The 13,637-nt window shown below is 59.6% G+C and carries 13 protein-coding genes; 6 read left to right on the top strand and 7 right to left on the bottom strand.

Going from position 1 to position 13,637, the window contains the following annotated elements:
• Positions 1-43 precede the first annotated feature (43 nt).
• The gene (locus BLR25_RS10455; RefSeq protein ID WP_091937319.1) at positions 44-346 is read left to right on the top strand and encodes a helix-turn-helix domain-containing protein; all 303 of its coding nucleotides are present in this window, start codon (positions 44-46) and stop codon (positions 344-346) included.
• A 16-nt stretch (positions 347-362) separates the two neighbouring features.
• Here BLR25_RS10455 and BLR25_RS10460 read toward each other — a convergent pair whose 3' ends face one another.
• Positions 363-1,196 carry a radical SAM protein gene (locus BLR25_RS10460; protein WP_091937321.1) on the bottom strand — a complete coding sequence of 278 codons (834 nt, stop codon included), beginning with the start codon at positions 1,194-1,196 and terminating at the stop codon, positions 363-365.
• A gap of 72 nt (positions 1,197-1,268) precedes the next feature.
• Here BLR25_RS10460 and queD point away from each other — a divergent pair, with 72 nt between their 5' ends.
• A complete protein-coding gene (queD, locus tag BLR25_RS10465) occupies positions 1,269-1,724 on the top strand; it encodes a 6-carboxytetrahydropterin synthase QueD (protein WP_091937323.1) in 456 nt (151 codons plus the stop codon).
• Here the strand turns inward: queD and BLR25_RS10470 are convergent.
• A complete protein-coding gene (locus tag BLR25_RS10470) occupies positions 1,721-2,503 on the bottom strand; it encodes a phosphoadenosine phosphosulfate reductase domain-containing protein (RefSeq protein ID WP_176785834.1) in 783 nt (260 codons plus the stop codon). The genes queD and BLR25_RS10470 overlap by 4 nt on opposite strands.
• A gap of 193 nt (positions 2,504-2,696) precedes the next feature.
• Here BLR25_RS10470 and BLR25_RS10475 point away from each other — a divergent pair, with 193 nt between their 5' ends.
• The 3 genes from BLR25_RS10475 (at position 2,697) to BLR25_RS10485 (ending at position 4,897) form a co-directional block, all read left to right on the top strand.
• Complete coding sequence (locus tag BLR25_RS10475) at positions 2,697-2,918, top strand: hypothetical protein (RefSeq protein WP_091937326.1); 222 nt, start codon at positions 2,697-2,699, stop codon at positions 2,916-2,918.
• A 100-nt stretch (positions 2,919-3,018) separates the two neighbouring features.
• A complete protein-coding gene (locus tag BLR25_RS10480; protein ID WP_218122698.1) occupies positions 3,019-4,434 on the top strand; it encodes a tetratricopeptide repeat protein in 1,416 nt (471 codons plus the stop codon).
• A gap of 109 nt (positions 4,435-4,543) precedes the next feature.
• Positions 4,544-4,897 (top strand): FlxA-like family protein, encoded by a 354-nt coding sequence (locus BLR25_RS10485; RefSeq protein ID WP_176785835.1) that lies wholly within the window; start codon positions 4,544-4,546, stop codon positions 4,895-4,897.
• A 21-nt stretch (positions 4,898-4,918) separates the two neighbouring features.
• Here the strand turns inward: BLR25_RS10485 and BLR25_RS10490 are convergent, their stop codons facing one another.
• The 4 genes from BLR25_RS10490 to BLR25_RS10505 form a co-directional block, all read right to left on the bottom strand.
• Positions 4,919-6,019, bottom strand: coding sequence for an MraY family glycosyltransferase (locus BLR25_RS10490; protein ID WP_091937330.1), 1,101 nt, complete (start codon positions 6,017-6,019; stop codon positions 4,919-4,921).
• Positions 6,020-6,183: 164 nt separating this feature from the next.
• Entirely contained in the window at positions 6,184-7,098 is a 915-nt protein-coding gene (locus BLR25_RS10495; RefSeq protein WP_091937332.1) for a Wzz/FepE/Etk N-terminal domain-containing protein, read from the bottom strand.
• A gap of 96 nt (positions 7,099-7,194) precedes the next feature.
• Positions 7,195-9,408, bottom strand: coding sequence for a YjbH domain-containing protein (locus BLR25_RS10500; protein WP_091937334.1), 2,214 nt, complete (start codon positions 9,406-9,408; stop codon positions 7,195-7,197).
• Between the two features lie 33 nt (positions 9,409-9,441).
• The gene (locus tag BLR25_RS10505; RefSeq protein ID WP_176785836.1) at positions 9,442-11,889 is read right to left on the bottom strand and encodes an SLBB domain-containing protein; all 2,448 of its coding nucleotides are present in this window, start codon (positions 11,887-11,889) and stop codon (positions 9,442-9,444) included.
• 472 nt (positions 11,890-12,361) lie between these two features.
• Here BLR25_RS10505 and BLR25_RS10510 point away from each other — a divergent pair, with 472 nt between their 5' ends.
• Entirely contained in the window at positions 12,362-13,021 is a 660-nt protein-coding gene (locus tag BLR25_RS10510; protein WP_091937338.1) for a YjbF family lipoprotein, read from the top strand.
• A gap of 164 nt (positions 13,022-13,185) precedes the next feature.
• On the opposite strand, the gene BLR25_RS20985 is transcribed toward BLR25_RS10510, so the two are convergent.
• Positions 13,186-13,524, bottom strand: a complete 339-nt coding sequence (locus BLR25_RS20985; protein ID WP_176785837.1) for a hypothetical protein — start codon at positions 13,522-13,524, stop codon at positions 13,186-13,188.
• Positions 13,525-13,637: the final 113 nt, after the last annotated feature.

Consider the following 13,637-nt stretch of genomic DNA (forward strand, 5'->3'; position numbering starts at 1 on the left):
CACAATCCATGAACGGTGAGAGATCACCAAGAGAAAGGATGCCATGAGCAACACTAAAGCAACAGAAACGATCGAGCCGCGCGAGATTCGTCGCAAACTGGGCCTGAACCAACAACAGTTCTGGTCGCAACTCGGCGTGACGCAGAGCGGCGGTTCTCGTTACGAGAGCGGTCGCAACATGCCGAGGCCGGTGCGCGAGTTGCTCCGTCTCGTGCACGTCGAGCAGATCGATCTTCAGCGCGTCAAGCGCGACGACATGGACGTCATCGCGTATCTGAAGAGCCAGGACGCGGCGCTCTACAAGACACTCAAGAAATCAGCCAAAGCCTGGAAAAAAGGCGCCTGAGCGTCAGCTCTCCGGCTCAGGGACTGACCGTCACGCGAATTCCAAGCGCTTCGATCCGGTCGGCAAAACACCGGAGACGTTCCGGCGCGAGAGATGAAAGACGCGGCGCTTCGGGCTGAAGGGAAGGGCGTGCCAAACCGTAGAGGTGCACGCCCTTTATTTTGTTCTCAAGCGACGCCAGAAAGCCCAGATAGGCCTGCTGTTCGGCTTCATCCGCTTCCTCGCCATCCATCGCGAACCAACAGGTCTGCACCCAGGTATCGGCGAGTTCGGCGCATTGCAACAAGGCCTTTCGCGTTTTCTCGGGCGAAAAAGCAACCTGGTTGATACGCGCAACCCCCGCTTCGCTCGCCCGATCGAGCTTGAACCACACCTCGCCGCGCAAAGCGCCAATGCGCCGCACCCCTTCGCGCACCGCCGGTCGATGCATCAGACTGCCGTTGGTGATGAGACGGACAGTCAGCGCATCCGCCAGGGAAAACTCCCGCAGCACGCGCTCAACGCAGACTACCGCCTCGGCAAAGCCGTCGGCACTCGTCGGCTCACCATTACCGGAGAACGCCACATCGACAAGACGCCGCATCTCGGGCGGCACTTCGCGCGTCAAATAATCGCCGGTACAGACCTGTTCGACGAATCCGCGCAGCTCGGCCTCCAATACCGCCAGATCGACGGCTGGCGGTCCGCCGCGCTTCAGGTCGGGCACCTGGCAATAGACGCAGGCCCAATTGCAGGCATTGTTGGGATTGAGATTGATGCCGATCGATACGCCACCCGCACGACGCGAAATCACCGGATAGACATAGGTCAACCCGACACGGTCACGGCGATGATCATCGATCGTCAACATAAAAACTCCGTCAAGAAAGGGCTCAATCCCCAATGATATAATTGCAGACTGCTCAGCACCCGGTTTTCTTCCATGTTCATCACTCGCCGTCTGGAATTCGACGCCGGACACCGCATCCCCGACCACAAAAGCCAGTGCCGACATCTGCACGGGCATCGCTATGCCATCGAAATCACGCTGGGCGGCGATATCATCCAGCAGGCCGGCAATGCGGCCAATGGCATGGTCATGGATTTTTCCGAGGTCAAGGCGCTCGCCAAGACCCACCTCGTCGACCTCTGGGACCATGCATTCCTGGCCTTTGCCGGCGACACGGCCATCGTCGAGTTCCTCGGCTCTCTCCCCGGACACAAGACGGTGATCCTCGATTGCGTCCCCACCGCCGAGAACCTTGCGGAGAAGGCTTTCGCCATTCTCGACGCAGTCTATCGCGACTCCTTCGGCAATCACCTGCATCTCGAACGCATTCGTCTTTACGAAACGCCCAACTGCTGGGCGGACGCCGTCCGCAAAGCGCCGATAGCCTAGAGCGCGTCGTTCGGCGTTTTCTCGACCGCGTCGATCACCGGTCGGATGTGTTTGTCGTAATCGGCGATCGCCGCGCCATACACCTCCTGCATCAACGCCCCCAACTTCGTCGCCAGTTCCGGGCAGTGGGTCTGCATCCATTCGAAGCGCGCGATATCGGTACGCACCGTGCAATTCCAGCACTCGAGCGAGTCCGGCAAACCCTGACGATACTGCGACGGAAGCGCGACGCCAGCCTCCCGGCAATACGCCAGCACTTCCGCCGACGTCCAGGCATCGATCGGAGCCACCAGGCGTTCGCACGGAAACGGCCTCAGCATGCGCGGAAACGAAGTTTTCTGATTGTGCAGATCTTCCGCCGTCTGGCCATGGAAGACCAGATCAGCGTCATAGCGCTTGATATAGTTCGCCAGCGGCCGATATTGCAGATCCTTGCAGCAATAGCCATTCGACTGGATCAACACACCCGGATTCTTCTCGTGCGGCCGATGGCGCACCGGAATCAGCGCGGAAGGCAGACCTTTCCGGGCGAAGTACTTTGCCTGATCGGAGACAAGCTCGACATGGTCCCAACCAGCCAGTTGCTCGCGGACAAATTCGACCATGTGCGGAAACGTTTCGCTGGTCCGCGCCCAGGCGATGTGCAAGCGATCCCGATAAGGGCGACATAGGTGCAGCAGCAGCAACGAATCCTTGCCACCCGACAGCGTCAATACCGGCCGCGATGCCGTTGCCATCGCGCTGTCGATGATTCTCTGCGTTTCCTCAAGCTTGCTCACTTCACCCTCTCCGCTACCATCCAACGGGGCGCCCCCGTCACAGATACTGCCGCACGTCTTCCCGCGCGGCGCCACTGCCATCGTGGCCTTGGAGAATACCACAGTGTTTTTTTGCCAAGGCACCTCACGCCTGGCATGACGACGCCGTCCGCGTTACGATAGCCGGCTCATTCCCCGACGCGACGGAGCGACTATGAAACAAGCATCAACAGCACTGCGCCTGGCCATCCTGCTCTGCGTCTTCTCGGCGCTGGCAGAGGCGGCGCCGGCAGCCTGGTATCGCTGGCGCAGCCCGGAAGCTGACCGCGACATCTGTGCGCAGGTCATGCCCGGCCCCGGCTGGATCATCGTCAAAGGCCCCTACGAGGACGCCCATTGCAAGAAGCCGGGCAAGCCGGGCGACGCCTGGAAATAGACGGCCATCGGAATAAGCGCCTGAGCGCAATTGCCGCCATGGTCTTCACTGACACCGTTTCCGGCGCGCACAAATACCCGCCAAAGCGGGAGATATCTTCTTGAGCATCAATAGACCCAACGAGCAAGCCGCGCAAAAGCACACCGCCGACGCGGCCTGCCTGCGGGGCATCCGCGCGCTTGAGAATGAAGACGAAACAGCCGCGCTGCACGCATTCAAGGAAGCGCTGACGCTCGACCCGCAACATCCGGACGCCAACGCCAATCTCGGCTACCTCCACTACAACCGCGGCGACGTCATCGACGCCGAAATCCATCTTCGCCAGGCCATCGAACTGTCGCCGCAGTGCGCCGAAGCCCACCTGAATCTCGGCGCACTACTGACCACGTCGAAGCGCTACGGCGAGGCTGAAGCTGTCTGCCAGCAAGCGATTGCCTGCCGCCCCTTGTCGCCCCAGGCCTGGTCGAATCTGGGGGTGCTGTATGCGCGCCAGAAACGCGAGGCCGAGGCAGAACAGTGCTACCGCACGGCAATGAGCATCGACGCCGATCATCTCGCCTCGCGCTTCAACCTGAGCTACCTGCTGCTGCGCCACGGACATTACGAAGAAGGCTGGTCGTGTCTCGAAGCCCGCCGCTGGTACGCGCCACTCGAGGACAAGCTTCTCTGCCCGCGCTGGCACGGCGAACCGCTGCAAGGAAAATCACTGCTGATCGTGTACGAGGCTGGTCATGGCGACATGATCCAGTTCGTGCGCTATGCCCAAGCGCTACGCCAGCAAGCCCCGACATCGATCGACCTGCTCTGCCATCCGGCGCTGAAGTCGCTGTTTTCGGTGCAATGCGCTATCGACCGGGTCCATGCCTTCAACGAAGACATCCCCGTTCGCGAGTGGGACTACTGGTCGCCGCCGCTGAGCCTGCCCTATTACTGCCGCACGCGTCTCGACAACATTCCCGACACGATTCCCTATCTCAGGGCCTCCGCCGAAAAAGTGGCCGCATGGGCACCCCGTATCCCCGGCGAGGGCTTCCGTGTCGGCCTGGTGTGGAAGGGCAGCACAGGCTTCGAGAACGATGCCGACCGTTCGCTGCCCGCGCTCGACCTGCTCGTCCCGCTCGGCGGCATCGACGCGGTCCGCTTCATCGGATTGCAGAAGGGCGCCGGCGAGAACGAAGTCCCGTCATCGGCCTCGCGTGCCCTCGACCTGATCAATCTCGGTCCGCTGCTACAGGATTTTTCAGATACGGCCGCGATCGTCAGCCAACTCGATCTCGTTATCAGCGTCGATACCGCCGTCGCCCACCTCGCTGGCGCCCTCGGCGTGCGGAGTTGGATCCTGCTCCCCGATCACATGACCGACTGGCGCTGGCTCACCGATCGCGACGACTCGCCCTGGTATCCGGGCGTTGTGCGACTGTTCCGGCAAACGACCGCAGGCCGTTGGGAAGACGTTGTCATTCGCCTGCACAGTGCGTTGAGTGAACTGGCGGCGGATTTAGCGGCCCGAAACTGAAACAAGGCCGACGCAAAAACGGCAGCTTTTCCTGCATTTACACGTTCAAGGCCAAAAGATTTTTCCGTGTCGGGCGTTATCCCTGATGACATTTCATCAGGAGCCCGCCATGACCACCGCCGTTAGCGCAGCTACCGTATCCACCACCTCATCGTCATCATCGTCTTCGGGCACCAGTTCCCAGATCGCCGCGATCCAGAAACAGATTACCGCGCTGCAAAAACAACTGACGGAGTTGAGCAAGAGTTCGTCGAAAGATGCCAGAGAACAGGCGCAGTTGATTCAAAGCCAGATCGTCGCGCTCGAGAACCGTCTCGCACAAGTCGAATCGGAGCAAGCGAAAGCAGCGAAGAATTCTGCCTCCACAAACGCCACCACAGCGACCGCTTCATCACAAGGCGCGACCACCTCAAGCGCCAAATCGACTGGAACGATCGGTAGCAACGTCGATATCTATGCTTGAAGGAATACCTAACCCGAGGTTTTAGCGGCGGCCTGCGTCGCTGTTCTCGGGCGACACGGTACGGTCTCCGATGCCCCAGTGGAAACAGACAAGCCGGCGATAGCAGAGCCAGTAGACAAGGGCGCAAAAAGCGAAGGATGCCATGAGGCAAGGGGTCCGTTCGTTGAACAAGACCGCCAGAGAAGCGGGAAGCGCCGCATAAACCCAGCAGATCGGTGAAACCGCAGCATTCTTCAAATACGCCGGCCAAGTCTTGAAATGCTTGCGAATGATGCGCGTCTTGACGAGGCTGTGCAGATGCAGGCGATCGGGATGGCCCGGATTGAGCGAGCGCTTGTAACGTCGCATCATGCTGAAAAGCACCTCCAGCACCGGATACCCGCAGGCTAACAGTGGAGCCCACTCGGAGACCGAGGGATTACGCATCGGCAGCATCACCGCCAACCAGGCCAGCAAGAAACCGAGCAAATAGGCGCCGCCATCCCCGAGAAACAGTTTGCCAAGCGGGAAATTGACCAGCAGAAAGCCCGAGAGGACAGCGATCAGCGACAGGCAGATCAAGGCGATCACACTATCCCCGACGTCGGCGGCAATAATGCCCAGCGCTGAGAGACAGATGATGACGCTACCCGCGGCCAAGCCGTTGAAGCCGTCGATGATATTGACCGAATTGGCCACCCCTGCCACCGCCACCATCGTAACCAAGACGGATATCGGGACGAATTTCAGCAGCGCATCGATGCCCCAGACATCTACTTCGGTCAGGCTGATGCCGGTCAGCGACCAGGCAAAAAAACCACTTGCCATCGTCGCCAGCAAGCGCGCGCGCACGCTCACGGACTTGGTCAGATCCTCGGCAAGACCGAAGAGGAAAGCGGGCATTCCGGCCAACAACATGAACCCAAAAGTTTCGGCAAACACGCTGGATGCAAACACCCAGACGGCGACCAGTCCGGCCAGGATGCCAACCCCTCCAACCCGCGGCGTCGCGCCGACATGGAATTTCTGCACGCCGTGATTGCAATCGAGCGTCATCCTGCCATGCCAACGTTGTGTCAAGACAATCAGCACGCAAATGGCGAGCGTGACGAAGAAACCTGCAATCGGCGCAACTTCTGTCATGTCATCTGATGCCGCAACAACCGGCAGGATATCCTGTAAAAATAGGCAAAATGATTAAACCACGCGAGCAGCGTCTGGTACAGTCAGACATTGATGACACTCTGCCTTTACAACGCATTTCCATCCGTCATCACAACATCGATCAAGCAGCACAACGGCACGATTTACTGAGTGACAGATCGACGCAGGCGGCGCTGCCTGAGCGACTGGCGCACAAAAACGAAGACCACGCCGACAAACAAGCCGCCCAAGGCGCCCAACGCCATCATCAAGGCACGTTTCGGCGACACGTAAGCATTCTCGTCGACGATTGCCGCCGGGTCGATGACCTTGAAGGCGAACTGTTCCTGCGTGTTGGCCATCATCATGGTCTTGATCTGGTTCTCCATCACGCGATAAATCGTTTGCTGCACATCGACAACCGGTGTTTTCTGCAATTCCTTTTCCAGATAACCGATGCTGAGACGCGTCTCGTCGATGGTTTTCTGTCTCAGGTTGGCGTTGGCCATCTTCACCAAATCATTGGCCCAGGCCACCGCCTGTTCGCGATCCTTCCAGGTGATCGTCAGCGTAATCAGATTGGTCTTCTTGTCGTGCGCGACAGCAAGGATTCTCTTCGAGAACAACTCGTAGGCTTTCCATAAGGTCGGCATTTTCTCAGGATCGGTGCTCAGCCACTTCTTGTTCGCCGCATCCCACTGCTTGGCATAAAAAATGGGCATCAAATCGTTATCTTTGATGAAGCCTTCGAGCAGGACACGTGACTTGAGATACGCAAGCGATGCGTCCTTGCTGCCCCCGCCACCGACACTCACCCCGGCCATTTCGGCCAAACCGCCGAGTTGTCCGGCGAGCGCGCCCATACCGCCACCACTCTTGCCCTCGTCGGCGAAGGTCGCAGTGACTTTCGCCTCGTACTTCGGCGTCATATAAAAGGCCAAGCCCGTAGCGAGGGAGAAAGACAAGGCGGCGAATAACGCAATGATCCACTTGTTCTGCACCAGCGTCATACCGAGTTCAAACAGATCGATCTCGTCGTCCATCTCCGCTTCGCTCACGCCCGTATTTTCCGAAGTCATACTGATTCATCCGTATTGAGTGCACCGTTCAAGCCCTGTGCATTGTATTGAAAAACGTCGTGCTCCAACATCCACGCCACTTCATCATCGCCAAGATCACTCAAGCGCGCGCGTCCAATCGCTCATGAACCTATCCGGGTTGGAATCGGCCACGATCGGATACAGGCGCTTGGCAACCGCGAGTCGCTGCCCGCCGTCCCGGGTCAAGGGCCGCCAGCCCATCGTCATTCTGTTGCGACTTGAGTACAAGGAAATGAGGTCCATCGGTATCGAGATGAAGATGCCTTTATCGAACGATCCCTCACCGAACTGCTCGGCCGGAACATTGGTCTTCGTCACGAAGGCGCCGATGACGACGCCGCTGTCGAACTGCCGCGCCAGCGCAAATGTTGCACCGCGATCTCCGGCAAGGTACTTGCCGACGCTCAACTGCGCCGTCATGTTGTAGAACGGCAATCGGTAGTAAAGATCGACATGTCCGGTATCGACCTGGTAATCACGAAAATCGAAGCGCTGGTCGTAGCCGCGCTGCTTGACGCGATTGATGTCGGCCCCGATCGCCCAAGGCTTGTCGAAAGGTCGGTAGAGCACCTCGCCGCCGACACCGCCGAACATTTCCTCGAAATAGCCGACGGAGGCGCGGCCGTACCAATCCGGTCGGAGATTGGTCAGATAGTCGGCGTGGAACTGCGAAAGACTCGTCTTCCCCTGCTTAAGGTATTTGACGATATCACTGCGCACGTGCGGCAAAACACTGTCCGATGGCAACTTCAAGGCATCGAGGTTATCCGCCAGATTCAGCGCTACACCACTGGTCACGCTTAAGTGGCGCGTCAGTTGCAGTTCATTGCTGCCGCGTACGTAAAGTTGGTAGAAATACTCGCCGTCCGGACCGCCAATCTGATGCTTCATTGCCGGCGCCCAGAACCAATTGGAATTCGGGTATGCGCCGGGAACATCCATCGGCTTTGCCTCGCGATCGGAACCCGGTCCGGCATAGCTCAGATGCATCGCTATCTCTTCCGGACTCCCCTCGTGACGCACCGCCTTTTCCAGATCTTGGCGCAACAAAGTGGCGCGCGCCGTTTCCAAACCGCTCTCGCGAGTGACATACGTCAACTCTTCGACACTGGCAGGAACGTTGTTCGCCATGATCCGCACCGCGCGACCCACTGCACGTGCGTTATTGCGGAAGGTCTCCTGGGAAGCCTCCACCACCGCCCGCTTCTCACTGATCTCAGTGGCACCGACACGGTAGCCCGACGCTGATAACGCGGCGACTAGCTTTGTCGACGTCTCCTGAGCCGACTGGCCGGCCGGCGTCAAGGTCGGATTGCCGCCGGCGCGATTGTGCGCGACCAACTCGGACAGATCTCGCGGCTTGACCGGTTGCGGCGACGGATCGACCTTTGGCATCCCGGATACCGCATGCAGGTTACTGTGCAGCGCAAGGCCGAACATCACGGTATTGCCTCGCTCGACGCCAAACGAGACATCGAGCCAGCGGCCATAGGAATAGGTCAACCCGACGTTGATCGGCGACGAGGCGACAATCGGCTGCCCGGTGGCATCGTTCCTGTAGTTGTTGCCGTCCAGCTCCAGCTTCGCCACCAAACCCTGAATCGGCGTCTGATACGCGACACCACCGATCAGCGACGCGCGCTCGCCACGAAAGTACTCGGCCGTCGACAACAATCCGCCTTGTCCAACCGTGGTTTGTCGCGTCTTGAAGCCGGACGACAACATTGTGAGCGGATTCTTCAACTGCCCGCGCGAACCGAGGTAACCCCAACCCAGCCCGAGGCTGACATCGAGATCGTAGTAGCGCCGGCTGGCGACCAGATACTCACCGGCGAATAACCCGGTCCCGCCGACGTCGCGAATGCCAAATGCGACCTGCGGCAGATATTCGGACTCCTTGAGCAGTTCGATCTTGAAATCGAAGCCTTTGTCCTTGTAGGTCTGGTTGCCGGAAAAACTCTCCGGTCCGTACAAGCGGTCGAGAATCGTCGTGTACCGTAGCACACCCTCGACGCCCGGCAGCGGCTGCATGGTCAACGCCTTGCGGATATAGGGCGAGGTGCGCGTGTAGGAAAAAGCAAAATCGCCTTCCGGGGCGAAGCGCGCCGTCGGCATCTGCAGAAGACCGATACCGCCCATATCCGAATAGGTCTCGAACAGCGGCATCGGCTCAACCTGCGCCGTCGCCCCGAACGACGCGAACAGGCACAGCACCGCCGCATATCGCCCACCGATACGCAAGGCGCCGAGTCGGGGCGCCTCCAGACGCCCCCGACAATCACGCGACATTCAGGACAATCCTGCCAGTCTTGTCTCTCCCGACTACTTCGAGATGACGCTGAGCGCCGCCGCCGACAAGGCCAAGTCCTTGGCGACCTGCAGGGACAGCAACATGAGATCGGTCGCGGTCGTCGGCAGTGCTTCGCGCGACACATAGATCGTGCTGCCCGGCGGCAACAACGTCGGCCGGAAATTCCAGGAGGAAATCTTGAGCGGTTCGGCATTGCCGTTGGGCAGAATGGCAAAAATCCGGTTTTCGTCAGCCAACTGCGACAAACCACCGACCGAGGCAATATAGTCTGCCGCCTTCTTGCCGCTGACGAACTGCACCGAGCCCGGATTCAGCACCTCGCCCATGACCAGGATCGACGACGGACGTCGCGGCACATGGATTTCGTCGCCAGGCTCCAGGAGGACATCGAGTTCCTTGCGTACCTGCAATACGGTCGGGTCGGCTTCGACCACCATGCGGCCGACCGGCTCCATCGTCCGCATCTGGTTAACGAGACTCATCATCACCGTTCCCGCCCCGGCATCGGCCGTCGCGGTCGTGCTGGCCGTCCGCATCCGCGTCATCCCCATCAGGATTGAATTCTGCAGATCGTAAGCCGCCTTCTGGTAGTACTGTCGCTTCTCTTCCTTGACGCTCTGGCGCAGGAAAACGGCGCCCTGCGGATAGGCTTGGGAGGTGATGCCGCCGGCCCGCGCGATCACTTCCGAGAGGCGTTCGCCACGGCGGATCTCAAAACTCCCGGGATGGGTGAACTCGCCGGAAAGACGAACGATACCGGTATCCATTTCCGAGAAACGCTTGCGCACCAGCACGAGATTCCCCGGCTCGAGCGCGGTCTGAGCCAGCGCCCCGAGCTTGACCATGGTTCTGTTGAAGGACGCCGACCCGGCCGCCACCGCCACCTGCCGCGAGACTTCGACACCCGACGGATCCGCCTCGCGAGTGAGACCACCGCGAGCACTCAGCGCCACATCGAGCGCGAGCCCTTCAGGAATCGGCAGAACCCCCGGCTGCTTGACTTCACCGCGCACGGTAATGACGTTCTCAAGCACGAAGGTCAGCAGACCCGGGGTCTGGAAGACCGCCGGACAGCTTGCGCTTCTGACCAGTCGCTTGGCTTGGGCATCCTGCCCGGAACTCAGGATTGCTGCCCGGAAACGCTCCGTGCCTTCGCGCCGGATGATATCCGACACTTCAACCAAACCTCCGCACCGAACCTGAGCTGTTTTGGGACCATTAATACTGCGAGCAGCGTCGACACCTGCGTTGGCATCCTGAAGTTTGGCGGGGTCGGAGAACCGGTTCGCAGTATTAAGGAGATCGCCTTGCACCAACCTGCGCGCATTCGCCTGGCCTTCAAGCACCTTGTTCGCTTCGCGATCTTCGAGAACGACGGGATTGTTGGCGTCGCCCTCCTCGGGCGGCAGACGCCCGACCAAAACGAACTGGACGTTTGCCGACGAGAGGAAATCAACATCGGCGAGACTTAACACGGTGACCCGGTCACCGGGTTCCAGCACTTCGGCCGTTTTACCGCGCACGATGTCGAGCAGATTGACCGACAATAAGCGCTTCGCGCCGGAAGCCGGGTCGATGCGTTCGATGATCGCCAACGGACGGTAGGCATCACGCTCCAGCACCTCAAACGACGGAATCAGCGCGGACAATTTCATGCCCTGCGTCCATTCGTAGTCGCCAGCACGCTCGACACTGCCGGCCAGCGTCACCGACTTGTCCCAGCGTGCGACGACCGACGGCACCGTCAGGATATCGCCATCGAGGAGCTCGAGCTTGCGTTGCGTCGGCGTCGCCAAGGCCATGTCGTGCACTTGTCGCTTGCCATCCTGGCCAATCCGGTCAAGCTTTGACCGCGCCGGAAAGGCGGTCGGCGACAAGCCGCCGGCAAGTGCGATCAGATCCTCGGCAGTCTTCTCGCCGGCCAGTTCATAGATTGCCGGACGCAGCACATCACCACCAATACCGACGCGCCGACCGACCGTCGGCACAAAAATCGTATCGCCCGACCGCAGGCGGATCGTGTTCTTCGTTCCGCCCTGCAGCAGCGCCTCATAGAGGTCGATACGGGTGACAACGGCGCCGTTACGCCGCACCTCGATCTTGCGCATCGAACCGCTCGGCTTGATGCCGCCGCCCACCAGCAAGGCATTGACCACCGTCGTCAAGGCATCGGTCGCGTAGGCCGCCGGATTGTTCACTTCGCCCATCAGGAAAATCTGGATCGAACGCAGCGACCCCATATTGACCGTCGCCTCGACGCCGATCTTGTGCGTACTGATCTGATCGAGCAAGGTCTTGGCCACCATCTCGTAAGTCATGCCCGCGACAGGCACTGGCCCGATACCTTGCAAAGTCACGGTGCCGGTACGCTCGACTGGCAGCAGATAAGTCCTGTTCTCTTTGCCGAACAGGCGCAGTTCGATCGTATCGCCAATACCGACAACATAATCGTTGGGCACGGGCATATCGCCCGCGGCGGCAAAAGGAATCACGCCTCCGGACAGAAACTGCTCACCGAACGGACGCAACCCACCGGCAGAAAATCCGACAATCGGCGCAGAAACAGAGGCCTTGACCGGCGCGCTGACGGGGTTTACCTGCCGATTCCTGGCACCAGCGCCAGACAATGGCACGGTCGCGGTATTGAATTTTTCCAGTTGATCCGCCTGCAACGCCTTCAGATCTGCAGCGCCCAGAGGATCCAACGCCTGCGCTAATACCAATGGACTAGCCAGCAGAACACAGGTCAGAAGCGCAGCAAACCACCGCTTATGGATTGACATAACGACTATCCGAAAATAAGTTGGAAAAAACGGAGCAACACGGAATACCATCGACAAAGCCGCGACACCGCAGCCCGCCAACACCGGTTTGTAAAACGCAGCCCGGGATTATACACTGCGCCCAAATTCACTTCCTAAAGACAATGCCATGAAAAGACGCCATTTCCTTGGCATACTGACTTCGGCTACTGCACTCGCCGCCTGCTCATCCAACAACGTGTCATTGAAGACACTGCGAGAAGTTTATGACGCCCGTTTCGGCAAGGCATCGTCGTTCGATCCAGAATTGCCCGACACACTCCCTTATGCCTCAATTGCCGTCACTTTCAAGAACTGGAAAAAGCTATTGCTGATTCTTGGCAAAGTGGAGGGAGACGAACAGCACTGGATTTCAGAGGACCGCGGCGTCCTGGTCACGCGCTTTGGACGGATCATCAAAACCGTCGGCCTGCCGGAAGAGCTGCTCAAGACGGTCTTTCACTCACCGGACTTCTTCGAACGTACGCAACTGACCACGCCCAGCGCAGAATCGGCTCGCCGAAGCATCGATTTGTCGCCCGGAAACCGCTATGCCGTGATCGTCAATTCGACACTCACCCCCCTCGGCGATATGACGGCAATTCAGATCGGAAAACACATAAGACAGGTCCGCTGCTTTGAGGAAAACGGCGAAGCCACTGCCCTCTCATGGCGTTTCACCAACCGCTACTGGGCCGACGCCTCCGGTTTCGTCTGGAAAAGCGAACAACAGACTTCCCCCAACACCCCCATCATCACAATCGAAGTCGCCAAACCCTACGGAAACTAGGCATAAAAAAACCTCCGTTTCCGGAGGTTTTTTGCCCAACTGAAACTGGAACGATCAGTTCGTCGACGTAGAAGTAGAAGTAGAAGTAGAAGTCGTCGTGTTATTGTTGTTATTGCTCTGGCTAGTGGCCACTGCAACCGCAGCACCGATAGCCGCAGCCGCACCTATCCCAGCAGCAATGGCACCCGCTGTAATCCCGCCGACAGCCGCTGCACCCGCTGCCGCCGCACCCGCTGCTGCCGCACCGGCACCCGCCGCCGCACCCGCGCCCGCTGCACCAGCACCGGCAGCTCCTGCGCCGGCCCCCGCTGCACCAGCACCAGCACCAGCACCAGCACCAGCACCAGCACCAGCACCAGCACCAGCACCAGCACCGCCTGCACCAGCACCAGCGCCGCCAGCCCCGGCACCACCGCCCGCGCCCGTGCCCGTGCCAGCACCTGCACCAGCACCACCAGACCCGCTGGTAGCACCAGTCCCGGCGCCGCCTGCAGCCTGGCCAAACGCCACGTTAATCGATGACATCGCCAGCAATGCGGCGAACAGCGTGGATGCGACTTTTTTCATGGTAGTCTCTCGGAAGGAAAATTACTACGGCATACTATTACCCTGACGC

Source organism: Propionivibrio dicarboxylicus (assembly GCF_900099695.1).
GTDB classification, from domain to species: Bacteria; Pseudomonadota; Gammaproteobacteria; order Burkholderiales; family Rhodocyclaceae; genus Propionivibrio; species Propionivibrio dicarboxylicus.